Origin of the sequence: Streptomyces sp. NPDC098101 (genome assembly GCF_044760185.1) — a bacterium.
Taxonomy (GTDB): Bacteria; Actinomycetota; Actinomycetes; order Streptomycetales; family Streptomycetaceae; genus Streptomyces.
This window is the reverse complement of the sequence record NZ_JBIWAS010000009.1, coordinates 132,889-156,623: the sequence shown is the minus strand read 5'-3', so window position 1 is coordinate 156,623 and position 23,735 is coordinate 132,889. Positions and strand designations below refer to the sequence as shown.

Here is a 23,735-nt window from a genome sequence, read left to right as displayed (position 1 = left end):
CCACGGTACCGCGTCGCCGCGGGCCGCGGGGAGACCCGCGCGTCCGGGGGCACCCGGGGCGTGGCGTACGCAGGACAGAAGTTGACGGTCTACTTGACGGTACCCAGCACGGTGACGGCCCGCGACCCGCGGCGCGCCCAGACGCGCCCCCGCCCGCCGGCCGGCACGAAGACACGAGGTGAGACGCGGTGAAGGGCACAGTCGGAGAGCTGGGCGAGTTCGGGCTCATCAGAGAGCTCACGTCCCGGCTCACCTCCACCCCGGCGGTACGGATCGGGCCCGGCGACGACGCCGCGGTCGTCTCCGCCCCCGACCGGCGCGTGGTGGCCAGCACGGACATCCTCCTCGAAGGACGTCACTTCCGCCGCGACTGGTCGACGGCGTACGACGTCGGCCGCAAGGCCGCCGCGCAGAACCTCGCCGACATCGCCGCCATGGGCGCGGTCCCCACCGCCCTCCTCCTCGGCCTCGTCGTCCCCGCCGAACTCCCCGTCACCTGGCCCACCGAACTCATGGACGGCCTGCGCGACGAATGTCAGGTCGCGGGCGCGGCCGTGGTCGGCGGCGACGTCGTGCGCGGCGACACGATCATGGTCTCCATCACCGCCCTGGGCGACCTGCGCAACCACGACCCGGTCACCCGGGGCGGCGCCCAGCCCGGCGACGTCGTCGCCTACACCGGCTGGCTCGGCTGGTCCGCCGCCGGCTACGCGGTCCTCTCGCGCGGCTTCCGCTCCCCGCGCGCCTTCGTCGAGGCCCACCGCAGGCCCGAACCGCCGTACCACGCGGGCCCGGCCGCCGCCGGACTCGGCGCCACCGCCATGTGCGACGTCAGCGACGGCCTCATCGCGGACCTCGGCCACATCGCGGAGGCCAGCAAGGTCCGCATCGACCTGCGCTCCGGACTCATCGACATCCCCACCCAGATGAACGACATCGGCCAGGCCGTCGGCGTCGACCCCATGCAGTGGGTGCTCACCGGGGGAGAGGACCACGCCATCGTCGCCACCTTCCCGCCGGACGTGAAGCTGCCCGCCCGCTGGAAGGTCATCGGCGAGGTCCTCAACCCCTCGGCGCTGCCCCAGGTCACCGTGGACGGCGCGCCCTGGCACGCGACCGGCGGCTGGGACCACTTCGGGGAGACGGAGTGAGGCCGCCGCTGGTGCTCACCGTCGCCGGGTCCGACTCCGGCGGCGGCGCGGGCATCCAGGCCGACCTGAAGACGATGCTGGCGCTCGGCGTCCACGGCATGAGCGTCCTCACCGCCGTCACCGCGCAGAACTCCCGGGGCGTCCAGGGCGTCTGGGAACTGCCCGTGGAGGCCGTGCGCGCCCAGTACCGGTCCGTCGTCGACGACATCGGCGTCCAGGCCGTGAAGACCGGGATGCTGGCCACCGCCCCGCTGGTGGAGACCGTCGCGGAACTCCTCGCGGACACCGACGCGCCCGTGGTCGTCGACCCGGTCGGCGTCTCCAAGCACGGCGATCCGCTCCTCGCCGCGTCCGCGCTCGACGCCGTCCGCACGGAGCTGCTGCCCCGCGCGACCGTCGCCACGCCCAACCTGGACGAGGTGACGCAGCTCACGGGCGTGCACGTCGTGCACGAGAGCGACATGAGGACCGCCGCCGAGGGGATCCTGTCGTACGGGCCGCAGTGGGTTCTGATCAAGGGCGGGCACCTGCCCACGGGTCGGGAGGCGGTGGACCTGCTCACCGACGGCGAGGAGGAGCACTGGCTGCGCGCCCCGCGCCACGACAACCGGCACACCCACGGCACGGGCTGCACGCTCGCCTCGGCCATCGCCTCCGGGCTCGCCAAGGGCCTGACGGTGCCGGAGGCCGTACGGGGGGCCAAGGAGTACGTGACCGGGGCGATCGGCGCCGGATTCGGCCTGGGGACGGGCATAGGCCCGGTCGACCACGGCTGGCGGTTCAGGGACTGAGGGGGCCGGGGTCCGGGGGTTCACGAGCCCCCGGACCTGCTCCCGCTCCCGCTCCCGTTTCCGTTTTCGGGCATGGCAAAAGGCCGGTTCACCGAGGTGAACCGGCCTCTCAAGGCAACCGCAGGGGCTGCGCTACGACGGAACGTCGCGGTTAGCGCGAGACCTTGCCGGCCTTGATGCACGAGGTGCAGACGTTGAGCCGCTTCGGCGTCCGACCGACCACGGCACGCACGCGCTGGATGTTCGGGTTCCAGCGACGGGACGTACGGCGGTGCGAGTGCGAAATGTTGTTGCCGAAGCCCGGCCCCTTGCCGCAGACGTCGCAGTTGGCAGCCACGGGTCACTCCAAAGACTTCAGAATTACAGTGAAATCCGGCGCACCGGAATCAGGAGTCTGAAGTGGCTTGCCGGGGAACGGCCCGGATTGAACCGGGCAACCGAAGCAGCATACAACGACTGTCTCGGTGGAACGAAACTACCATGGTCTCCGCCGGCCTCGCCCCGGGCCCCGGTCACGCCCGGGACACCCCCGGTCTACCCTGCGGTGAGCTCACCGCCGAAGGAGGACCCCCCGTTGTCGCGAGCCCTTCAGCCTGACGAGGAGCTCGTCGAGCTCGACGCCGAAGCGGTCCGGACCTGGTGCGCGAGGGCCTTCGACGCCCTCGGACGGGAGCGCGAGGAGATCGACGCGATCAACGTCTACCCGGTCGCGGACGGGGACACCGGCACCAACCTCTACCTGACGGCGGAAGCCGCCCACCAGGCCGTCGAAGCGGTCTTCGCCGCCTCCGGCCCGGACACCGCCGAGACCGTACGGGCCATGGCCCACGGCGCCCTCCTCGGCGCCCGCGGCAACTCCGGGACCATCCTCTCCCAGCTCCTGCGCGGCATGGCGACCGTCCTCGCCGACGGACGCGACGGCGAGCACCTCGCCCGCGCCTTCGCCGAGGCCGCGCGCGCGGCCCGGCAGGCCGTCGCCCACCCCGTGGAGGGCACCATCCTCACGGTGGCGAGCGCCGCCGCCGAGGCGTGCGCGGCGGGCGGCACGCTCGTGGAGGTGGCCCGGGGCGCCTACGAGGGAGCCGCGACCGCCCTGACGGCCACCTCGGGCCAGCTGGACGTCCTCGAACGCGCCGGGGTCGTGGACGCGGGCGGCCGGGGCCTGGTGGCCGTCCTCGGCGCCCTCCTGGAGACCGTCACCGGACAGACCCCCGACCACCCCGGGACCGCGCCGCTCCCGCCCGCCGCCCCCCGCGAGAAGTGCGCGGGGGAGGACGGCCCCGCCTACGAGGTGATCTACCTCCTGGAGGCCGACGACGCGGCCGTCGCGCTGCTGCGCTCCCGCCTCGACGCCCTGGGGGAGTCCCTGGTCGTCGTCGGCGGCGACGGCCTCTGGAACGTCCACGTGCACGTGGACGACGCGGGCGCCGCCGTCGAGGCCGGCGTCGAGGCCGGCCGGCCCCACCGCATCCGGATCACCCACTTCGCGTCCGACGCGACCCCCGCGCCGGGACGCGACACCGCGCGAGGGGCCGGGAGCGACACCGGCGAGCGGTACGGGACCGACGACGGGTACGGACACCGGTACGGGACCGGCGACGGGTACGCGTACGCGTGCGGCGCCGCGGACGACGAGGCGCGCGGGGAACGCGCCGCGCGCGCGATCGTCGCCGTCGTCCCCGGCGAGGGCCTCGCCGGACTCTGCGCCGAGGCAGGCGCGACCACCGTCCGCGCCCGCCCCGGCGAACCCCCCGCCGAGGACGAACTCGTCGAGGCCGTCCGCCGGGCCCACGCGCGCGAGGTCGTCCTCCTGCCCAACGACACCGACCTGCGCGAGACCGCCGCCGCGGCCGCCGAACGCGTCAGGGCCGAGGGCGTCCGCGTCGCCCTCATCCCCACCCGGGCCGCCGTCCAGGGCATCGCCGCCCTCGCCGTCCACGAACCCGGCCGGCGCTTCGACGAGGACGTCGTCGCCATGACGGCCGCCGCCGGAGCCACCCGCTACGCCGAACTCGCCGTCGCCGAACACCGGTCCTTCACCTCGGCCGGCGTCTGCCAGGCCGGCGACGTCCTCGGCCTCATCGAGGGCGATGTCGCCGTCATCGGCGAGGACCTCACCGAGACCGCCCGCACCGTCCTGGACCGGATGCTCTCGGCGGGCGGCGAACTCGTCACCCTCGTCGTCGCCGACGACGCCCCGCCCGGCCTCGCCGCCGACCTCGAACGCCACGTCCGGAGCGCCCACCTGGCCGTCGACACCGTCACGTACCACGCGGGCGCGGAGGCCCCGCCGCTGCTCATCGGGGTGGAATAGGCCCCGGTTCCCGGGGTTGTCCACAGGCTTCGGCGCGGTTGTCGGTCCGGTGGTGTGCAATGGAACGCGTGCCCGCGCTCGACGAACCACTCAAGAAGTCCCTCGGCCCCGCCACCGCCAAGGTCATGGCCGAGGCGCTCGACCTGCACACGGTCGGGGACCTGCTGCACCACTACCCCCGCCGGTACGCCGAGCGGGGAGAGCTGACGACCCTCTCCGACCTGCCGCTCGACGAGCACGTCACGGTGGTCGCGCAGGTCGCCGACGCCCGCGTGCTGACCTTCAACGGCTCCAAGGGACGCGGCCAGCGCCTCGAAGTGACCATCACCGACGGCAGCGGCCGCCTCCAGCTGGTCTTCTTCGGCAAGGGGGTGCACAAGCCGCACAAGGACCTGCTGCCCGGCACCCGCGCGATGTTCGCCGGCAAGGTCTCGCTCTTCAACCGACGCCTCCAGCTCGCCCACCCCTCGTACGAACTCCTGCGCGGCGACCGCGAGGAGTCCGTGGACGTCTGGGCCGGGGCCCTCATCCCGATCTACCCGGCCACCACCAAGCTGGAGTCCTGGAAGATCGCCAAGGCCGTCGACGCGGTCCTGCCGAGCGTCGCCGACGCCGCCGACCCGCTCCCGGACGCCCTGCGCGAGGGCCGGGGCCTCGCCGAACTGCCCGACGCCCTGCGGATGATCCACCGGCCCCGCACCAAGGCCGACATCGCCGCCGCCCGGGACCGGCTCAAGTGGGACGAGGCCTTCGTCCTCCAGGTCGCCCTCGCCCGCCGCCGGCACGCCGACACCCAACTGCCCGCCGTCCCGAGGAAACCCGCCCCCGACGGCATCCTCGACGCCTTCGACGCCAAGCTCCCCTTCACCCTCACCGACGGCCAGAACAAGGTCTCCGCCGAGATCTTCGACGACCTCGCCACCGACCACCCCATGCACCGCCTCCTCCAGGGCGAGGTCGGATCGGGCAAGACGATGGTGGCCCTGCGCGCCATGCTCGCCGTCGTCGACTCCGGGGGACAGGCCGCGATGCTCGCGCCCACCGAGGTCCTCGCCCAGCAGCACCACCGCTCCGTCACCGAGATGATGGGCGAGCTGGCCGAGGGAGGGATGCTCGGCGGCGCGGACCGCGCCACCAAGGTCGTCCTGCTCACCGGCTCCATGGGCGCCGCCGCCCGCCGCCACGCCCTCCTGGACCTGGTCACCGGCGAGGCCGGGATCGTCATCGGCACGCACGCGCTGATCGAGGACAAGGTCAGGTTCCACGACCTCGGCCTGGTCGTCGTCGACGAGCAGCACCGCTTCGGCGTCGAGCAGCGCGACGCCCTGCGCGGCAAGGGCAAGCAGCCCCCGCACCTCCTCGTCATGACGGCGACGCCCATCCCGCGCACGGTCGCCATGACCGTCTTCGGCGACCTGGAGACCTCCGTCCTCGACCAGCTGCCCGCCGGCCGCTCCCCGATCGCCAGCCACGTCGTCCCCGCCGCCGACAAGCCGCACTTCCTCGCGCGCGCCTGGGAGCGGGTCCGCGAGGAGGTCGAGAACGGGCACCAGGCGTACGTGGTCTGCCCCCGCATCGGGGACGAGGAGGACCAGAAGAAGGCCGGCGCCAAGGCGCAGGCCGCCGAGGGGGACGACGCCGAGAAGCGGCCCCCGCTCGCCGTCCTCGACGTCGCCGAGAAGCTCCGCGCCGGCCCCCTCGCCGGCCTGCGGATCGCCGTCCTGCACGGCCGGATGCACCCCGACGACAAGGACGACGTGATGCGCCGCTTCGCCGCGGGCGAGCTCGACGTCCTCGTCGCCACCACCGTCATCGAGGTCGGCGTCAACGTGCCCAACGCCACCGCTGTGGTGATCATGGACGCGGACCGCTTCGGCGTCTCCCAGCTCCACCAGCTCCGCGGCCGCGTCGGCCGTGGCTCGGCCCCCGGCCTCTGCCTCCTCGTCACCGAGATGCCCGAGGCGAGCCCCGCCCGGCAGCGCCTCGGCGCCGTCGCCTCCACCCTCGACGGCTTCGAGCTCTCCCGCATCGACCTCGAACAGCGGCGCGAGGGCGACGTCCTCGGCCAGGCCCAGTCCGGCGTCCGCTCCTCCCTGCGGGTCCTCACCGTCATCGACGACGAGGAGGTCATCGCCGCCGCCCGCGAGGAGGCCACCGCCCTCGTCCTCGCCGACCCGGACCTCACCGCCCACCCGGGCCTGCGCACCGCCCTGGACGCCCTCCTCGACAAGGACCGGGAGGAGTACCTGGAGAAGGGCTGACCGCCCACCGGTCCCACCGCGGCCATATCCTGAGACGTACGCACTGGACGACGCAGGACGAGGACACCGATGACCCGCGTGATCGCCGGTACGGCCGGCGGCCGGCGCCTGGCCGTGCCGCCCGGCAACGGCACCCGCCCCACCTCCGACCGGGCGCGCGAGGGCCTCTTCTCCACCTGGGAGGCGCTCCACGGCACCCTCGACGGGACCAGGGTCGCCGACCTGTACGCGGGCTCCGGCGCCGTCGGCCTGGAGGCGCTCTCCCGGGGCGCCACCCATGCCCTCCTCGTCGAGGCCGACCCCCGCGCCGCGAGGACGATCCGGGACAACGTCCGCGCGATCGGCCTGCCGGGCGCGGAGCTGCGTACCGGCAAGGCCGAGCAGATCGTCACCGGACCGGCCCCCGCCGACCCGTACGACCTGGTCTTCCTCGACCCGCCGTACGCCGTCGAGGACGCGGGCCTGCGGGAGATTCTCCTCACACTGCGCTCGGAGGGCTGGCTGAGCGAGGATGCCCTCGTCACCGTGGAGCGCAGCACCCGAGGCGGGGAGTTCGGCTGGCCGGCCGGTTTCGAGCCACTGCGGGCCCGTCGTTACGGCGAGGGAACGTTTTGGTACGGTCGCGCCGCCTCTACGTGCGAAGACGCACGATGACCGGACCGGAGAGCGAGGGACCCAAGTTGCGCCGCGCCGTCTGTCCGGGGTCATTCGACCCCATCACCAACGGACACCTCGACATCATCGCCCGCGCCTCCAAGCTGTACGACGTCGTACACGTGGCCGTGATGATCAACCAGTCGAAGAAAGGTCTCTTCACGGTCGACGAGCGGATCGAACTGATCCGCGAGGTCACCGCCGACTTCGGCAACGTCGAGGTGGAGTCCTTCCACGGCCTCCTCGTCGACTTCTGCAAGCAGCGCGACATCCCCGCCATCGTCAAGGGCCTGCGCGCGGTCAGCGACTTCGACTACGAGCTGCAGATGGCCCAGATGAACAACGGCCTCTCGGGCGTGGAGACCCTCTTCGTCCCCACCAACCCGACGTACAGCTTCCTCTCCTCCTCCCTGGTCAAGGAGGTCGCGGCCTGGGGTGGCGACGTCTCCCACCTGGTCCCGCCGCTGGTCCTCGGACGGCTGACCGAGCGGCTCGCGGAGAAGTGACGCGCGGCCACCGCCGCTGACGCTCCGTCACCTGGTGTCGGACGGGCGCCGACTGCCCTTACAGTCGTCCCGTCCTTCTCCAACCGGCTGTAGAGAGTGGCGAGCACCAGGTGGACGTGCAGAAGAAGCTCGACGAGATCGTGGCGACCGTGCAGGGCGCCCGCTCCATGCCCATGTCGGCATCCTGCGTGGTCAACCGCGCCGAGCTGCTCGCCCTGCTCGAAGAGGTGCGCCAGGCCCTGCCCGGCTCCCTCGCCCAGGCCCAGGAGCTGATCGGCGGCCGCGAGCAGATGGTCGAGCAGGCCCGCCAGGAGGCCGAGCGGATCATCGAGGCCGCCCACGCCGAGCGCGGCTCGATCGTCTCCGACACCCAGGTCGCCCGGGAGTCGCAGGAGGAGGCCGACCGGATCCTCTCCGAGGCCCGCCGCGAGTCCGAGGAGATCCGCGCCGAGGCCGACGACTACGTCGACTCCAAGCTGGCCAACTTCGAGGTCGTCCTCAACAAGACCATCGGCTCCGTCGACCGGGGCCGCGAGAAGCTCCTCGGCCGCGGCCCGGGGATCGGCCCGGACGGCTACGCCGACGAGGACGCCCCCGAGTACAGCGCCGACCCGCAGACCCTGATCCAGCGGGCGGACGAGTACGTGGACGCCAAGCTGGGCGCCTTCGAGGCGGTCCTCAGCAAGACCCTGGAGGCCGTCGGGCGGGGCCGGCAGAAGCTGCACGGCCGGACCACCGCCGACGCCCTCGGCGAGCACATGGCCGCCCAGGACGGCCTCGGCGGCCCGGTCCACACCAGCGACGCCGACTACCTGGCCGGTCTCGCGGAGCTCTCCGACCCCGAGCCGGCCCGGATCCCGGCGCAGGCCCCGGCCGAGGTCCCGGCCCCGCCGCAGCAGCAGCCCGACCCGTACGGGTACCCGCAGCAGGACCCGTACGCGGCCTACCAGCAGGTCCAGCAGCAGCCGGACCCCTACGCGTACCAGCAGCAGCCCGACCCGTACGGGTACCAGCAGCAGGACCCGTACGCCTACCAGCAGCCCGCCCCGCCGACCCACCAGCCCCAGCAGGCCGCCGCGCTCGACGAGACCAGCTTCTTCGACACGAGCATGATCGACCTGGAACAGCTGCGCCGGTACGAGCAGCAGTACGACCAGGGGCAGCAGCAGCAGTAGGCGCGGCGGCCGGGCCGGAGCGGGCGATCGGCCCGGATTGGGCCCTGGGCGAAGCGTCCAGTATCCTGGCTCTTCGGTCACGCGTATGCCCGTGACCCGTGCTGCCCGTGATCGGCAGCCCCACGAACCTTCCACGACGCAGAACGATCCGAAAGCAGGAAGAGCCCTGAGCACGCGCCTCGACCACCGCAACCCCCTCGTGTTCGACACACACGAGCTGGGGCGGCGTCCTGGTGCCCTGCAGCGGCTCTCGCGATCGGTCGAGGCCCCCGCGGCCATGGGCGTCGAAGGAGTGATCGGAGTGCCCGAGGGCGCCCCGATCGACATCGATCTCCGTCTTGAGTCGGTCATGGAAGGGGTGCTTGTCACAGGCACCGCCCGTGCATCGGCCGAGGGGGAGTGCGTAAGGTGTCTGGAGCCCGTCGAGCTGGAGCTCGACGTGGACTTCCAGGAGATGTTCTCGTACCCCGACTCCGACGACCGGGGCCGCTCCAGGGCGGCCGCGGACGACGAAGCCGAGGAAGAAGAGGACATGATCCCCCTCGAGGACGGCATGTTCGACCTCGAACCCGTGCTGCGCGATGCGGTGGTGCTCGCACTGCCGATGCAGCCGGTGTGCCGGGAGGACTGTGCGGGTCTGTGTTCCGAATGCGGGACCAACCTGAACGAGAACCCGGACCACCACCACGACGCCGTCGACATCCGTTGGGCGGCACTGCAGGGACTCGCCGGTTCGCTGGGAACCGATGAGAAGGACAACATGAGCGGCAAAGCCTCTGACGGGGACGTCCGAAGCGCCGCCGAGAAGCAGGAGAAGTAGCCGTGGCTGTTCCGAAGCGGAAGATGTCGCGCAGCAACACGCGCCACCGCCGGTCGCAGTGGAAGGCTGCGGTCCCCACCCTGGTTTCGTGTGAGCGTTGCCAGGAGCCGAAGCTGCAGCACATCGCGTGCCCGAGCTGCGGCACCTACAACAAGCGCCAGGTCCTCTCGGTCTGATTGGGCTGGTGAGAGGCGCAATGTCTGAGTCCCGCAAGACGGACGACAAGACGGACCATGCCTCGTCCCACACGCTTCTGGAAGGGCGGCTCGGCTACAAGCTCGAGTCCGCCCTTCTGGTGCGTGCGCTGACCCACCGTTCGTACGCGTACGAGAACGGCGGTCTGCCCACCAACGAGCGGCTGGAGTTCCTCGGGGACTCCGTGCTCGGCCTGGTGGTCACCGACACGCTGTACCGCACCCACCCCGACCTGCCCGAGGGCCAGCTGGCCAAACTGCGGGCCGCGGTGGTCAACTCTCGTGCGCTGGCGGACGTGGGACGCGGACTCGAACTCGGCTCCTTCATCCGGCTCGGCCGGGGTGAAGAGGGCACGGGCGGCCGGGACAAGGCGTCCATCCTCGCCGACACCCTCGAAGCGGTGATCGGCGCGGTCTATCTCGACCAGGGCCTCGACGCGGCGTCCGAGCTGGTGCACCGGCTCTTCGACCCGCTGATCGAGAAGTCCTCGAACCTCGGTGCCGGCCTGGACTGGAAGACCAGTCTCCAGGAGCTCACCGCGGCCGAGGGCCTGGGCGTTCCGGAGTACCTCGTCTCCGAGGAGGGCCCGGACCACGAGAAGACCTTCACCGCTGCCGCCCGCGTCGGTGGTGTCTCGTACGGCACCGGCACCGGCCGCAGCAAGAAGGAAGCGGAACAGCAGGCGGCGGAGTCCGCGTGGCGCGCGATCCGCGCGGCCGCGGACGAGCGGATCGCGGCGGCGAAGGCCGCGGCCGAGGCGGGAGCGGTCGCCGACCCCTCTCCTGCCAAGGACCGGGCCTCGGCCTGATCCTCCGTCCTGCCCGTTTCCTCGGCTTTCCGGGAACCCCGCCCCAGGGCGGGGTTCCCGTCTTTCCGCGTGCGGTCGGGACGGAAGTAGGGTGGTTCCGGCCGCCGAAGAAGTGCCGCAGAAGCGCCGCGGAAGTGCCGCAGAAACGCCGAAGAACCGCTGAACGAGTCCGGAGGAACAGCCGTGCCCGAACTGCCCGAGGTCGAGGTCGTACGGCGCGGACTGGAGCGCTGGGTCGCCGGACGGACCGTGTCCGGGGTCGAGGTCCTGCACCCCCGGGCCGTACGACGCCACCTGGCGGGCGGCGAGGACTTCGCGGCCCGGCTGGAGGGGCAGCGGTTCGAGGGCGTGCGGCGGCGCGGCAAGTACCTCTGGCTGCCGCTGGCCGACACCGGCACGGCCGTGCTCGGACACCTGGGCATGAGCGGCCAGCTGCTCGTCCAGCCGCACGACGCCCCCGACGAGAAGCACCTGCGCATCCGGGTCCGCTTCGCGCCGTCCGACGGCGACGCCCTCACGGGCGCGACCGGCACCGAACTCCGCTTCGTCGACCAGCGCACCTTCGGCGGGCTCTCGCTCCACGACCAGAGCCCCGACGGCCTCCCGGACGTCATCGCGCACATCGCCCGCGACCCGCTGGACCCGGAGTTCGACGACGCCGCCTTCCACCGCGCGCTGCGCCTGCGCCGTACGACGATCAAGCGGGCACTCCTGGACCAGTCCCTGATCAGCGGCGTCGGCAACATCTACGCGGACGAGGCGCTCTGGCGCTCGCGGCTGCACTACGACCGGCCGACCGCCACCCTGACCCGGCCGCGCTCGGCCGAGCTCCTCGGACACGTCCGGGACGTGATGAACGCGGCGCTCGCCGTCGGCGGCACCAGCTTCGACAGCCTGTACGTGAACGTCAACGGCGAGTCCGGCTACTTCGACCGCTCGCTCGACGCCTACGGCCGCGAGGACGAGCCCTGCCGCCGGTGCGGCACCCAGATGCGCCGCCGCGCCTGGATGAACCGCTCCAGCTACTTCTGCCCGCGCTGCCAGCGCCCGCCCCGCGTCGTCACGGTGTGAACCGGGCCCCGGCGGCGGCTCAGTAGCCGAAGTCCTGGGTCCACCAGGGGCCGCCGTCGCCGAAGTGCACGCCCACGCCCATCGTCTTGAAGTCGCAGTTCAGGATGTTGGCGCGGTGGCCGTCGCTGTTCATCCAGGACTTCATCACGGCCGCCGCGTCCGTCTGGCCGCGGGCGATGTTCTCGCCGGCCAGGGTCGAGACGCCCGCCTGCTGGGCGCGCGTCCACGGGGTGTCCCCGTCGGGGTCCGTGTGGTCGAAGAAGCCGCGGGCGGCCATGTCCGCGCTGAACGCACCCGCCAGGGAGGCGAGCCGCGCGTCGGTGTTCACGGGGGTGCAGCCCACCGTGGCGCGCTCGGCGTTGACCAGGCGCAGGATCTCCGCCTCGGCGGCGTCGCCCCGGCTCGCGGTGGAGGCGGCCGCGGCCCTCCGGGTCGGCGCCTGGGTGGTCGGGTCCGGCTTCGGCGCGGGCGCCTCGGTGGTGGGCGCGGCCGAGGTCTTCGGCGCGGCGGGCTCGGGAGCGGCCTTCTTCGGGGCCGCCGTCTTCGTGACCTCGGGCTTCGGCTCGGACGACGGGGTCGCCTTCGGCTTCGGCTTCGCGCTCGGGGACGCCGTGGTCTTCGAGGGCTTCGCGCTCGGCTCGGCGCTCGGCTTCGCAGTCGGCTTCGCGCTCGGTTTCTTGCTCGGCGCCGCGCTCGGCTTCGCCGACGGGGCGGCCGGCTTCCCGGTGCCCGTTCCCGTGCGAGTGGACGCGCCCGTGCCCGCCGGGGTCTCCGTCGCCCCGCCCTGCGTCGTCAGCTCCGGCGCCTGCCGGGACTGGGACGGGGACTGCGTCTGGCGCTCGGCCGTGCCGGTGCTGCCGACCGTGAGCACGTCCCCGCCGGGCAGGAGGCCCGAGGTGACCGCGACCGCGCCGACCGCGACCGCCGCGGAGGCGCTGAGCAGACCGTTGCGCACGGACCGCCTGCGGCGGTCACCCCGGTGCCGGCGGTCCGTACCGGCCGCGTAGTCTTCTGCGGCGGGTGCGGCGCCGGAGCGACGGTGGCGTCCCATGGCTCTGCCCTCCTGCTGGTCTTCCCTGCGGATCTTTGCGAGTCTTTGCTGATCTTTGCGGTCGGTACCGTTGCGGTCCGATCGTCGAACGGCGCGCGCCCGAACGGGTGAGACGCGTTCGTCGGGACTGTACGCGAGTGGGAAGCGGGGGGCGATGTGCTCGTCGGGTGCCCTGCCCGTTAGCGTGCAGCCATGAGCGACGACGTACGGATGACCGCCTGGGTGCGCGGCCGGGTACAGGGAGTGGGCTTCCGCTGGTTCACCAGGGCAAACGCCCTGGAGATCGGCGGCCTGGTGGGCTTCGCCCTCAACCTCGACGACGGCCGGGTGCAGGTCGTGGCCGAGGGCCCGCGTGAGAATTGCCACCGTCTGCTCGACTGGCTGCACTCCGACGACACACCCGGACGCGTGGACGGAGTCACTGAGATCTGGGACACCCCGCGCGGCGGCTACGACGGATTCGCCATCCGCTGACGATCACTCTCCGACACCCCCTCCGGTGACCCGGAGGGGCCTCGTACGAACGCGCCGTAACGGGTGCGTGAAGGGGAAAGCGCCTGGTGGTTGCCAAGAAGCGCCCGCCGTGGAAGGCTGCCCGATGAGAATGATCGCGACGCCCCGAGGCGCCGGGTCGAGAGGCGCGACCGCCCCTGAGCGGCCGTGGACTCCCCGGTCGTCCCCTCGAACGGGGCGTGATCGTGTTGACCGTCAAACTTTTTGGTGAGACTCTGGAAGCCCCGCGCACCTTGGCTGTGGGGCAGTGGAACCGGCACAACAAGTCACTGCCGAACACCGCGGGTGCCAATCCCTCACGACCCACACCGCTTCGGTCGGTCACTCATTGTGGAGGACCATCCATCATGGCAAAGGCGCTTCTCGGTTACGTCGGCGGCTCCGACCCGCGACTCCTCGCCGAGATGCGACGGCTCCAGCAGCGCGTCCAGGACCTCGAATCCGAGCTGGTACGGATCCAGTCCGAGAACGACGCGCTCGCCGCTGCCGCCGCTCACCACCAGGGAGAGTCGCTGCTGGACAGCATCGACCTCGACGTACCCCAGGCGGAGCCTGCGCTCACCTGACAGCCCAGCCCCGAGGGGCCAGGTGGGAAACACAGGTCGGCGAGGCCGGCCGCCACACAGCCGCATATGGAGCCCGACGCATGTCGGCTGAACACGCAAGGGACGCTTCGGCGTCCCTTCTTGCTTTCACCCGCCGTTTCCCCGGAGTCCCCCCTGTCTTCCCCCTTCCCCTCCGAGGATCTGCCCTGCACGTTCGCGGGTGAAACGCGCGGGCCCCGGTAGAGTCCCCGACGTGCACCTCAAGGCCCTGACGCTCCGCGGATTCAAGTCGTTCGCCTCGGCCACCACACTGAGGTTCGAACCGGGGATCACCTGTGTCGTGGGCCCCAACGGCTCGGGCAAGTCCAACGTCGTGGACGCCCTCTCCTGGGTCATGGGCGAACAGGGCGCCAAGTCGCTGCGCGGCGGCAAGATGGAGGACGTCATCTTCGCCGGCACGACCGGGCGCCCCCCGCTCGGCCGCGCCGAGGTCTCGCTGACCATCGACAACTCCGACGGCGCCCTGCCCATCGACTACGCCGAGGTCACCCTCACCCGGATCATGTTCCGCGGTGGCAGCAGCGAGTACCAGATCAACGGCGACACCTGCCGCCTGCTCGACTTCCAGGACCTGCTCTCCGACTCCGGCATCGGACGCGAGATGCACGTCATCGTCGGACAGGGGCAGCTCGACTCCGTGCTGCACGCCGACCCGATGGGCCGCCGCGCCTTCATCGAGGAGGCCGCCGGCGTCCTCAAGCACCGCAAGCGGAAAGAGAAGGCGCTGCGGAAGCTCGACGCGATGCAGGCCAACCTCGCGCGCGTGCAGGACCTCACCGACGAACTGCGCCGTCAGCTCAAGCCGCTGGGCCGGCAGGCCGCTGTCGCCCGCCGGGCCGTCGTCATCCAGGCCGACCTGCGCGACGCGCGCCTCCGCCTCCTCGCCGACGACCTCGTCCGCCTCAAGGCGGCGCTCACCGCCGAGGTCGCCGACGAGACCGCCCTCCTCGCCCGCAAGGAGGCCACCGAGGCCGAACTCGAAGCCGCCCTCGCCCGGGAGGCCGCCCTGGAGGCCGAGGCACGCGCGCTCGTGCCCCGCCTGGAGCGCGCCCAGCAGACCTGGTACGACCTCTCCCAGCTCGCCGAACGCGTCCGGGGCACCGTCTCCCTGGCCGACGCGCGCGTGAAGAGCGCCACCACCGCGCCCCCCGAGGAGCGGCGCGGCCGCGACCCCGAGGACCTGGAGCGCGAGGCGGCCCGCGTCCGCGAACAGGAGGCCGAGCTCGAAGCCGCCCTGGAGGCGGCCGAGCGCGCCCTGGAGGACGCCGTCGCCCACCGCTCCGACCTGGAGCGGGCCCTGACCGACGAGGAGCGCCGCCTCAAGGACGCGGCCCGCGCCCTCGCCGACCGGCGCGAGGGCCTCGCCCGCCTCCACGGCCGGGCCGACGCGGCCCGCTCGCGCGCCGCCGCCGCCCGGGCCGAGATCGACCGGCTCGCCGAGGCCCGCGACGAGGCGGCCGAGCGGGCCGCCACCGCCCAGGAGGAGTACGAACGGCTCAAGGCGGAGGTCGACGGCCTCGACGCGGAGGGCACCGAGCACGCCGACCGGCACGAGGCCGCCCGCCACGGGCTCGCCGAGGCCGAGGCCGCCCTGAGCGCCGCCCGCGAAGCCCTCGACGCCGCCGAGCGCCGCCGCGCCGCGACCCGGGCCCGGCACGACACCCTCGCCCTCGGACTGCGCCGCAAGGACGGCACCGGAGCCCTGCTCGCCGCCGGACTCACCGGCCTCCTCGGCCCGGCGGCCGACCTCCTCACCGTCACCCCCGGGTACGAGGTCCCCGTCGCCGCCGCCCTCGGCGTGGCCGCCGACGCGGTCGCCGCCGGTCCCGCCGCCGCCGTCGAGGCCCTCCGCCTGCTGCGCAAGCAGGACGCGGGCCGGGCCTCCCTGCTCCTCACCGGCGCCGCCGACCCCGACCCGGAACCGGTGGGCCCCGCCCCCGGAGGCCGCCCGTACGCCGCCGACCTCGTCCGGGGCCCCGCCGAACTCATGGGCGCCGTCCACCGCCTGCTCGACGGCGTCGTCGTCGTGGACGACCTGGACGAGGCCGCGGAGCTGGTCAGGACCCGGCCCGCGCTGACCGCCGTCACCACCGAGGGCGACCTGCTCGGCGCGCACCTCGCGCACGGCGGCTCCGCCGGCGCCCCCAGCCTCCTCGAAGTCCAGGCCTCCGTGGCCGAGGCCGCCGCCGAACTCGACGAACTGGGCGCCCGGTGCGAGGAGTTGGCGACTGCCCGGGAGGAGGCCGGCGAGCGGCGCCGCGCCGCCGCCGCGCTCGTCGAGGAGCTCGACGCCCGCCGCCGTACCGCCGAGCGCGAGAAGTCCGCCGTCGCCCAGCGGCTCGGCGGGCTCGCCGGGCAGGCCAGGGGAGCGGTGGGGGAGGCCGAGCGCGCCGCCGCGGCCGCCGCCCGCGCCCAGGAGGCCCTGGAGAAGGCCACCGCCGACGCCGAGGAGCTGGCCGAACGGCTCCTGGTGGCCGAGGAGGCCGCCGCGGACGAGGGCGGCGACGAGGAGCCCGACACCTCCGCGCGCGACCGGCTCGCGGCCGACGGCTCCCGGGCGCGCCAGACCGAGATGGAGGCCCGGCTCCAGGTCCGTACCCACGAGGAACGGGTCAGGGGGCTCGCCGGGCGGGCCGACTCCCTCGACCGGGCCGCCCGCGCCGAACGGGAGGCACGCGCGCGTGCCGAGCGGCGCAGGACCCGGCTCCGCCACGAGGCGGAGGTCGCCGGAGCCGTCGCCGCCGGAGCCCGCACGCTCCTGGCCCACGTCGAGGTCTCGCTGTCCCGCGCCGAGCGGGAGCGGGCGGTCGCCGAGGCGGCCAGGGCCGACCGGGAGCGGGGCCTCACGGCGGCCCGGGCCCGGGGCCGGGACCTCAAGGCCGAGCTGGACAAGCTGACCGACTCCGTCCACCGGGGCGAGGTCCTCGGCGCCGAGAAGCGGCTGCGGATCGAGCAGCTGGAGGCGAAGGCCCTGGAGGAGTTCGGCGTCGGACCGGCCGCCCTGGTCGCCGAGTACGGCCCCGACCAGCTCGTCCCCCCGCCGCCCGCGGTCGAGGGGGAGGAGGGCGCGGAGCCCGCCGCGCCCCGGCCGTTCGTCCGTTCGGAGCAGGAGAAGCGGCTGAAGGCCGCCGAGCGGGCCCACCACCAGCTCGGCAAGGTGAATCCGCTGGCCCTGGAGGAGTTCGCGGCCCTGGAGGAGCGCCACAAGTTCCTCTCGGAGCAGCTGGAGGACCTGAGGAAGACCCGGACCGACCTGCTTCAGGTCGTGAAGGAGGTGGACCTGCGCGTCGAGCAGGTCTTCACCGAGGCCTACCGGGACACGGCCCGCGAGTTCGAAGGCGTCTTCTCGCGCCTCTTCCCGGGCGGCGAGGGCCGTCTCGTCCTCACCGACCCGGACGACATGCTCACCACCGGCGTCGAGGTGGAGGCCCGCCCGCCGGGCAAGAAGGTCAAGCGGCTCTCGCTGCTCTCCGGCGGCGAGCGCTCGCTGACGGCCGTGGCGCTGCTCGTCTCCATCTTCAAGGCCAGGCCCAGCCCGTTCTACGTGATGGACGAGGTCGAGGCGGCGCTCGACGACACCAACCTCCAGCGGCTGATCCGGATCATGCAGGAGCTCCAGGAGTCCTCGCAGCTGATCGTGATCACGCACCAGAAGCGGACCATGGAGGTCGCGGACGCGCTGTACGGCGTTTCCATGCAGGGCGACGGGGTATCCAAGGTCATCAGCCAAAGGCTGCGGTAGCGACGCCGCTCCCGACCACCGTCGAGTCGCCTTCAAGACTTGAACCTAAGTGGTACGACCCTGCCCTCAAATTCACAGGAGGGGAACTATTGACTTCGAAACTTGAACGCATAGTCTCTGCAACGTTGCTTTTACCTTCAAGTGGTGGGCGGCGTGAAGTTGTGCGCCACTTGAAGGGCTCGCCCCCCACGCCCCGACAACGCTGCCGGAGCATCCAGGAGTCCATGTGACCAGCACTGAGCAGGCGCCCCCGCCGCCGCCCTCCGAAGGCCGCGCCGCCCACCCGGACCACCTCGGTCACGTCATCTTCATCACGGCCTCCGCCGCGATGGGCGGCTTCCTCTTCGGCTACGACAGCTCCGTCATCAACGGCGCGGTCGAGGCGATCCGCCACCGGTACGACATCGGCTCCGGCACCCTCGCCCAGGTCATCGCGATCGCCCTGATCGGCTGCGCCATCGGCGCCGCCACCGCCGGCCGGATCGCCGACCGCATCGGCCGCATCCGCTGTATGCAGATCGCCGCCGTCCTCTTCACCGTCAGCGCCGTCGGCTCGGCACTGCCCTTCGCCCTCTGGGACCTCGCCTTCTGGCGGATCATCGGCGGCTTCGCCATCGGCATGGCCTCCGTCATCGGCCCCGCCTACATCGCCGAGGTCGCCCCCGCCGCCTACCGCGGCCGGCTCGGCTCCTTCCAGCAGGCCGCCATCGTCATCGGCATCGCCATCTCCCAGCTGGTCAACTACGGCATCCTCCAGCTCGCCGACGGCGACCAGCGCGGCAAGATCGGCGGCCTGGAGGCCTGGCAGTGGATGCTCGGCGTGATGGTCGTCCCCGCCCTCCTCTACGGCCTGCTCTCCTTCGCGATCCCCGAGTCCCCCCGCTTCCTGATCTCCGTCGGCAAGATCGACAAGGCCAAGGAGGTCCTCGCCGAGGTCGAGGGCAAGAGCGTGAACCTGGACCACCGGGTGAACGAGATCAAGCAGGCCATGCGCCGCGAGCACAAGTCCACCTTCTGGGACCTGTTCGTCACCGGCAGCCGCTTCAAGCTGCTGCCCATCGTCTGGGTCGGCATCGGACTCTCGGTCTTCCAGCAGCTCGTCGGCATCAACGTCGCGTTCTACTACTCCGCGACCCTCTGGCAGTCCGTCGGCATCGACCCGTCGAGCTCGTTCTTCTACTCGTTCACCACGTCGATCATCAACATCATCGGCACCGTGATCGCGATGGTCCTGGTCGACCGCGTCGGCCGCAAGCCGCTCGCCCTCGTCGGCTCCGTCGGCATGGCGATCGCCCTCGCCTTCGAGGCCTGGGCCTTCTCCGCCGACCTCGTCGACGGCAAGCTGCCCGAGACCCAGGGCGTCGTGGCCCTCGTCGCCGCCCACGTCTTCGTGCTCTTCTTCGCCCTCTCGTGGGGCGTGGTGGTCTGGGTCTTCCTCGGCGAGATGTTCCCCAACAGGATCCGCGCCGCCGCCCTCGGCGTCGCCGCCTCCGCGCAGTGGATCGCCAACTGGGCCATCACCGCCAGCTTCCCGTCCCTCGCGGACTGGAACCTCTCCGGCACCTACATCATCTACACGGTCTTCGCCGTGCTCTCGATCCCCTTCGTGCTCCGGTACGTCAAGGAGACCAAGGGCAAGGCGTTGGAGGAGATGGGCTAACCCCCGCTGCCCCTCTCCTCGTCCATCGAGACCGCCCCGCTCCGAGGCCCGCGCCCCGGACCGGGGCGGTCCTCGCGTCCGGCACCGCCGAACGGCGGACCGGCCCGGTGCGCGGGGGCGTGCCCCACGGGGAGTACGGGGGACGCGCGCGGGGTGACGCCATACTGGACCCGTTATGGAACTCATCCTTGCTGTAGTCATCGCTCTGGTCGTCGCGGTCGCCGTGACGAGCGGGCTCGTGGTCAGCGGCCGCAAGAAGAAGCAGCTGCCCCCGGCCGAGCCGCCGTCCACCCCGCCGACCATCACCGCTCCGCCCGCCGAACCGCACGTCGGCGAGGAGGCGGAGACACCGCGGGAAGAACCACGCCGCACGGTCGAGGAGGTCGAGCTCCCCACGGCCGAGGAGGCCACAGGGACGCCGACCGCCGTCGAGGACCCGGTCGTCGCCGAGCCCCCGGCCCCCGTGATCGAGATCCCCGAGCCCACCGCCGGCCGTCTCGTACGGCTCCGGGCCCGCCTCGCGCGCTCCCAGAACTCGCTCGGCAAGGGGCTGCTCACGCTCCTGTCCCGCGAGCACCTCGACGAGGACACCTGGGAGGAGATCGAGGAGACCCTCCTCACCGCCGACGTCGGCGTCGCCCCCACCCAGGAGCTCGTCGAGCGGCTGCGCGAGCGCGTGAGGGTGCTCGGCACCCGCACCCCCGAGGAGCTGCGCGGCCTCCTCCGCGAGGAGCTGATCACCCTCCTCGGCCCCGACCTCGACCGCACGGTGAAGACCGAGAGCCCCACGGACGTCCCCGGCGTCGTCATGGTCGTCGGCGTCAACGGCACCGGCAAGACCACCACCACCGGCAAGCTGGCCCGCGTCCTCGTCGCCGACGGCAAGTCCGTCGTCCTCGGCGCCGCCGACACCTTCCGCGCCGCCGCCGCCGACCAGCTCCAGACCTGGGGCGAGCGCGTCGGCGCCCGCACCATCCGCGGCCCGGAGGGCGGCGACCCGGCGTCGATCGCCTTCGACGCGGTCAAGGAGGGCATCGCGGAGGGCGCCGACGTCGTCCTCATCGACACCGCGGGACGCCTCCACACCAAGACCGGCCTCATGGACGAGCTCGGCAAGGTCAAGCGCGTCGTCGAGAAGCACGGCCCGCTCGACGAGGTCCTCCTCGTCCTCGACGCCACCACCGGCCAGAACGGCCTGATCCAGGCCCGCGTCTTCGCCGAGGTCGTCGACATCACCGGCATCGTCCTGACCAAGCTCGACGGCACCGCCAAGGGCGGCATCGTCGTCGCCGTCCAGCGCGAGCTGGGCGTCCCGGTCAAGCTCATCGGCCTGGGCGAGGGCCCGGACGACCTGGCCCCCTTCGAGCCGGGCGCCTTCGTCGACGCCCTGATCGGCGACTGACCGCGCCCCACGCGCCCGTATGAAAGGGCCCCCGCCGTTCCCCGGCGGGGGCCCTTCACACGTAACAAAGGCCATAAGCGCTTACGGGGCCGACAGCGCTCGCAGGCGTCAGAAGTGCGTGCGGTGGCAGATGTACGCCAGCGTCCCCAGCAGCAGCCGCGCCTGCGGCGGCGCGCCCGCCGTGTCCAGGGTCGGCGGCCGCAGCCAGCGCACCGGCCCGAGGCCGCCCAGGTCCGACGGGGGAGCGGTGACGTAGGAGCCGGGGCCCAGACAGTGCAGGTCCAGATCGGCGTCGTCCCAGCCCATCCGGTACAGCAGCTGCGGCAGTTCGGCCGCGGCGCCCGGCGCCACGAAGAACCGCGCCCGGCCGGTCGGGGTCGCGCACACCGGGCCGAGCGGCAGCCCCATGCGCTCGAGCCGGACCAGGGCCCGCCGGCCCGCGGCCTCCGCCACCTCGATCACGTCGAAGGCCCGGCCCACCGGGAGCAGCAGCGCCGCCCCCGGGTACTCCGACCAGGCCTTGGTCGCGTCGTCGAGCCCGGCGCCCGCCGGGACCGGCTCCGCGAAGGAGAGCGGGTGCGCCCCGGGGGCCGCGCACACCGGATCGCCGCAGGAGCACTGACCGGAGACGGCCCGCGCGCCGGGGACCACGTCCCAGCCCCACAGCCCCGTGTACTCCGCCACCGCTGTGCACTCCGTGGCGCGTACGCGGCGGCGTGCGCCGGACCGCATCTCACGAATGCCGCCGATCGTGAAACCCATGTCCCCTCCAACGGGTCGAGCGCGCCGGTGGTTACGACCGGGAGCACCTCCATCACTCCCCGTCACGCTCTGTCGCCGAGGGTGGCGCACGGTCGTGCGGGGGGTGGTGCGGGCCGGAACACGCGCCTCTCCGCGCATCCGTCCGCCGACTCCGGTTCGTCGCATGTCAAGTGAAGCGCGTTCCACGGGTGGCGGGTTCATTCGAAGGGGTGGCGAATGGTGGCGTTTCTTGAATCCCCCTCGTAGAGGGGTGATCGTAGGATTACTTTCGGTACTCGAACCGTGGGGCGCACTGCACCCGTGGGTATGCCGGTGGCAACCCGGTTTCCAGTTCGAAGGAGTGCGAACGCCGGACGGATGCCGCGAGACACGGCATTCTGATAAGGGTTCGCACGACAGGCAATCAGGTGGATGGGGGCGTTCCAGTGGGCGGCAACGGCGCAGACGGTACGACTGCCGGCAAGCGCCCGAACGAGCAGCTGGGCTCGTGGTTCGTGCGCAGCGGCTGGTCCAAGGGCGAACTGGCGCGCCAGGTGAACCGCAGGGCGCGCCAGATGGGCGCGCACCACATCTCCACCGACACCTCGCGCGTGCGCCGCTGGCTCGACGGCGAGCAGCCCCGCGAGCCCATCCCGCGGATCCTCTCCGAGCTGTTCTCCGAGCGCTTCGGATCCGTCGTCGCCGTCGAGGACCTCGGCCTGCGCGCCGCCCACCAGTCGCCGTCCGTCTCCGGGGTCGACCTCCCCTGGGCCGGTCCCCAGACCGTCGCCCTGCTCAGCGAGTTCTCCCGCAGCGACCTCATGCTCGCCCGCCGGGGCTTCCTCGGCTCCTCCCTCTCCCTCGCCGCGGGACCCTCCCTCATCGAACCGATGCAGCGCTGGCTCGTCCCCACCCCGACGGGCGAGGCCGAGCGCCCCACCCCCCTCGCCGACGCCCGCCGCCCGCACCGGCTCTCCGAGGTCGAGCTCAACCTCCTGGAGTCCACCACCGCGATGTTCCGCAAGTGGGACGCCCAGTGCGGCGGAGGACTGCGCCGCAAGGCCGTCGTCGGACAGCTCCACGAGGTCACCGACCTCCTCCAGGAACCGCACCCGGCCGACGTCTCCAAGCGCCTCTTCACCTGCGCCGCCGAACTCGCCGAGCTGGCCGGCTGGATGAGCTACGACGTCGGCCTCCAGCCCACCGCCCAGAAGTACTTCGTGCTCGCCCTGCACGCCGCCAAGGAGGCCGGCGACAAGCCCCTCGGCTCGTACATCCTGTCGTCCATGAGCCGCCAGATGATCCACCTCGGCCGGCCCGACGACGCCCTCGAACTCATCCACCTCGCCCAGTACGGCAGCCGGGACTGCGCCACCGCCCGCACCCAGGCCATGCTGTATGCGATGGAGGCCCGCGCCTACGCCAACATGGGCCAGCCCTCCAAGTGCAAGCGGGCCGTCCGGATGGCCGAGGACACCTTCGCCGACGTCGGCCTGGAAGGGGAGCCCGAGCCCGACTGGATCCGGTTCTTCTCCGAGGCCGAGCTCAACGGCGAGAACTCCCACTCCTACCGCGACCTCGCCTACGTCGCGGGCCGCTCCCCGACCTACGCCTCGCTCGCCGAACCCCTCATGGAGCGGGCCGTCGAGCTCTTCGAGAAGGACGCCGACCACCAGCGGTCGTACGCCCTCAACCTGATCGGTCTGGCCACCGTCCACCTCCTCAAGCGCGAGCCCGAGCAGTCCGTCGTCCTCGCCGAGAAGGCCCTCGGCGTCGCCCGCAGCATCCGCTCCGAGCGGGTCAACACCCGGCTCCGCAAGACCGTCGACCACGCGGCCCGGGGCTTCGGCGACGTCGCCGAGGTCGTCCAGCTCACCGACCGGCTCGCCCAGCTCCTCCCCGAGGCCGCCGAAGCCGTCTGACCCCCCCCGCCCGGGCCCCGGAGGGCCCGCCAGGACCCCGGCCGCGCCGGACGTCCCGTACTGCCCGACCCGGCTCCCCCGCCGCACGGACACACGGACGCCGACGCGGCCGGTTCGCGTTCCCCGCCCCGCACCGGCCGCCCGCCCGGCGCCGTCCGCGCGGAGAGTACGCCGTTACCTGCCCGTGACCCGCGTGTTCACGGTCACGTAACACGCCCCACCCCTTCGTCACGGCTCCGAAACATCGAGCGGCACCGCCGGAAACCGCGCTGCGCGAATCTCTGGCCCATAACCGGCCACCCCTCACGGCCGGCCGCTCTCCGGCCCCGCCCCGCACAGGCCGTACCGACGAC

At 72.6% G+C, this 23,735-nt stretch carries 20 protein-coding genes; 17 read left to right on the top strand and 3 right to left on the bottom strand.

Annotation, left to right across the window (positions count from 1 at the left end):
• Window positions 1–188: 188 nt before the first annotated feature.
• Both ACIQVI_RS30995 and thiD read left to right on the top strand, forming a co-directional pair.
• Window positions 189–1,151 (top strand): thiamine-phosphate kinase, encoded by a 963-nt coding sequence (locus ACIQVI_RS30995; RefSeq protein WP_351969689.1) that lies wholly within the window; start codon window positions 189–191, stop codon window positions 1,149–1,151.
• Complete coding sequence (thiD, locus tag ACIQVI_RS30990) at window positions 1,148–1,942, top strand: bifunctional hydroxymethylpyrimidine kinase/phosphomethylpyrimidine kinase (RefSeq protein WP_351969690.1); 795 nt, start codon at window positions 1,148–1,150, stop codon at window positions 1,940–1,942. The genes ACIQVI_RS30995 and thiD overlap by 4 nt, the downstream gene beginning before the upstream one ends.
• Window positions 1,943–2,093: 151 nt before the next feature.
• On the opposite strand, the gene rpmB is transcribed toward thiD, so the two are convergent.
• Complete coding sequence (gene rpmB / locus ACIQVI_RS30985) at window positions 2,094–2,279, bottom strand: 50S ribosomal protein L28 (RefSeq protein WP_003957616.1); 186 nt, start codon at window positions 2,277–2,279, stop codon at window positions 2,094–2,096.
• Window positions 2,280–2,516: 237 nt separating this feature from the next.
• Here rpmB and ACIQVI_RS30980 point away from each other — a divergent pair, with 237 nt between their 5' ends.
• The 9 genes from ACIQVI_RS30980 to mutM all read left to right on the top strand — a co-directional run bounded on the left by ACIQVI_RS30980 (window position 2,517) and on the right by mutM (window position 11,746).
• Window positions 2,517–4,256, top strand: a complete 1,740-nt coding sequence (locus tag ACIQVI_RS30980; RefSeq protein WP_403601901.1) for a DAK2 domain-containing protein — start codon at window positions 2,517–2,519, stop codon at window positions 4,254–4,256.
• A gap of 59 nt (window positions 4,257–4,315) precedes the next feature.
• Window positions 4,316–6,517, top strand: a complete 2,202-nt coding sequence (gene recG, locus ACIQVI_RS30975; protein ID WP_403601898.1) for an ATP-dependent DNA helicase RecG — start codon at window positions 4,316–4,318, stop codon at window positions 6,515–6,517.
• Between the two features lie 69 nt (window positions 6,518–6,586).
• Complete coding sequence (gene rsmD / locus ACIQVI_RS30970; protein WP_403601895.1) at window positions 6,587–7,171, top strand: 16S rRNA (guanine(966)-N(2))-methyltransferase RsmD; 585 nt, start codon at window positions 6,587–6,589, stop codon at window positions 7,169–7,171.
• Window positions 7,172–7,197: 26 nt separating this feature from the next.
• Window positions 7,198–7,677: a pantetheine-phosphate adenylyltransferase gene (gene coaD, locus ACIQVI_RS30965; protein WP_199837039.1), complete on the top strand. Its 480-nt coding sequence runs from the start codon at window positions 7,198–7,200 to the stop codon at window positions 7,675–7,677.
• Between the two features lie 110 nt (window positions 7,678–7,787).
• The gene (locus ACIQVI_RS30960; protein WP_403601892.1) at window positions 7,788–8,852 is read left to right on the top strand and encodes a cell division initiation protein; all 1,065 of its coding nucleotides are present in this window, start codon (window positions 7,788–7,790) and stop codon (window positions 8,850–8,852) included.
• A gap of 85 nt (window positions 8,853–8,937) precedes the next feature.
• Entirely contained in the window at window positions 8,938–9,672 is a 735-nt protein-coding gene (locus ACIQVI_RS30955) for a DUF177 domain-containing protein (RefSeq protein ID WP_351969695.1), read from the top strand.
• A gap of 2 nt (window positions 9,673–9,674) precedes the next feature.
• Complete coding sequence (rpmF, locus tag ACIQVI_RS30950) at window positions 9,675–9,848, top strand: 50S ribosomal protein L32 (RefSeq protein ID WP_015036448.1); 174 nt, start codon at window positions 9,675–9,677, stop codon at window positions 9,846–9,848.
• 20 nt (window positions 9,849–9,868) lie between these two features.
• The gene (gene rnc, locus ACIQVI_RS30945) at window positions 9,869–10,675 is read left to right on the top strand and encodes a ribonuclease III (RefSeq protein ID WP_121832412.1); all 807 of its coding nucleotides are present in this window, start codon (window positions 9,869–9,871) and stop codon (window positions 10,673–10,675) included.
• A gap of 183 nt (window positions 10,676–10,858) precedes the next feature.
• Window positions 10,859–11,746, top strand: coding sequence for a bifunctional DNA-formamidopyrimidine glycosylase/DNA-(apurinic or apyrimidinic site) lyase (gene mutM / locus ACIQVI_RS30940; RefSeq protein ID WP_403601889.1), 888 nt, complete (start codon window positions 10,859–10,861; stop codon window positions 11,744–11,746).
• Window positions 11,747–11,765: 19 nt separating this feature from the next.
• Here mutM and ACIQVI_RS30935 read toward each other — a convergent pair whose 3' ends face one another.
• Window positions 11,766–12,797 carry a CAP domain-containing protein gene (locus tag ACIQVI_RS30935; RefSeq protein ID WP_403601886.1) on the bottom strand — a complete coding sequence of 344 codons (1,032 nt, stop codon included), beginning with the start codon at window positions 12,795–12,797 and terminating at the stop codon, window positions 11,766–11,768.
• A gap of 192 nt (window positions 12,798–12,989) precedes the next feature.
• On the opposite strand from ACIQVI_RS30935, the gene ACIQVI_RS30930 reads away from it, so the two are divergent.
• The 5 genes from ACIQVI_RS30930 (at window position 12,990) to ftsY (ending at window position 20,719) form a co-directional block, all read left to right on the top strand.
• Complete coding sequence (locus ACIQVI_RS30930) at window positions 12,990–13,271, top strand: acylphosphatase (protein WP_030690661.1); 282 nt, start codon at window positions 12,990–12,992, stop codon at window positions 13,269–13,271.
• 386 nt (window positions 13,272–13,657) lie between these two features.
• On the top strand, window positions 13,658–13,876 hold the full coding sequence (locus tag ACIQVI_RS30925) for a hypothetical protein (protein ID WP_053644539.1): 219 nt from the start codon (window positions 13,658–13,660) through the stop codon (window positions 13,874–13,876).
• Between the two features lie 232 nt (window positions 13,877–14,108).
• On the top strand, window positions 14,109–17,657 hold the full coding sequence (gene smc / locus ACIQVI_RS30920; protein WP_403601881.1) for a chromosome segregation protein SMC: 3,549 nt from the start codon (window positions 14,109–14,111) through the stop codon (window positions 17,655–17,657).
• Between the two features lie 226 nt (window positions 17,658–17,883).
• A complete protein-coding gene (locus ACIQVI_RS30915) occupies window positions 17,884–19,317 on the top strand; it encodes a sugar porter family MFS transporter (protein ID WP_403601878.1) in 1,434 nt (477 codons plus the stop codon).
• A 175-nt stretch (window positions 19,318–19,492) separates the two neighbouring features.
• Window positions 19,493–20,719 (top strand): signal recognition particle-docking protein FtsY, encoded by a 1,227-nt coding sequence (gene ftsY, locus ACIQVI_RS30910; protein WP_403601875.1) that lies wholly within the window; start codon window positions 19,493–19,495, stop codon window positions 20,717–20,719.
• Window positions 20,720–20,827: 108 nt separating this feature from the next.
• Here the strand turns inward: ftsY and ACIQVI_RS30905 are convergent, their stop codons facing one another.
• The gene (locus tag ACIQVI_RS30905) at window positions 20,828–21,481 is read right to left on the bottom strand and encodes a bifunctional DNA primase/polymerase (RefSeq protein ID WP_121832891.1); all 654 of its coding nucleotides are present in this window, start codon (window positions 21,479–21,481) and stop codon (window positions 20,828–20,830) included.
• 425 nt (window positions 21,482–21,906) lie between these two features.
• On the opposite strand from ACIQVI_RS30905, the gene ACIQVI_RS30900 reads away from it, so the two are divergent.
• Window positions 21,907–23,382 (top strand): hypothetical protein, encoded by a 1,476-nt coding sequence (locus tag ACIQVI_RS30900; protein ID WP_403601871.1) that lies wholly within the window; start codon window positions 21,907–21,909, stop codon window positions 23,380–23,382.
• Window positions 23,383–23,735 lie beyond the last annotated feature (353 nt).

Coding starts and splice junctions, on each gene's coding strand:
- recG (WP_403601898.1), top strand. CDS start 4,316: ATGGAACGCGTGCCCGCGCTCGACGAACCACTCAAGAAGTCCCTCGGC.
- rsmD (WP_403601895.1), top strand. CDS start 6,587: ATGACCCGCGTGATCGCCGGTACGGCCGGCGGCCGGCGCCTGGCCGTG.
- ACIQVI_RS30955 (WP_351969695.1), top strand. CDS start 8,938: ATGCCCGTGACCCGTGCTGCCCGTGATCGGCAGCCCCACGAACCTTCC.
- rnc (WP_121832412.1), top strand. CDS start 9,869: ATGTCTGAGTCCCGCAAGACGGACGACAAGACGGACCATGCCTCGTCC.
- ACIQVI_RS30935 (WP_403601886.1), bottom strand. CDS start 12,797: ATGGGACGCCACCGTCGCTCCGGCGCCGCACCCGCCGCAGAAGACTAC.
- ACIQVI_RS30930 (WP_030690661.1), top strand. CDS start 12,990: ATGAGCGACGACGTACGGATGACCGCCTGGGTGCGCGGCCGGGTACAG.
- ACIQVI_RS30925 (WP_053644539.1), top strand. CDS start 13,658: ATGGCAAAGGCGCTTCTCGGTTACGTCGGCGGCTCCGACCCGCGACTC.
- ftsY (WP_403601875.1), top strand. CDS start 19,493: ATGGAACTCATCCTTGCTGTAGTCATCGCTCTGGTCGTCGCGGTCGCC.
- ACIQVI_RS30905 (WP_121832891.1), bottom strand. CDS start 21,481: ATGGGTTTCACGATCGGCGGCATTCGTGAGATGCGGTCCGGCGCACGC.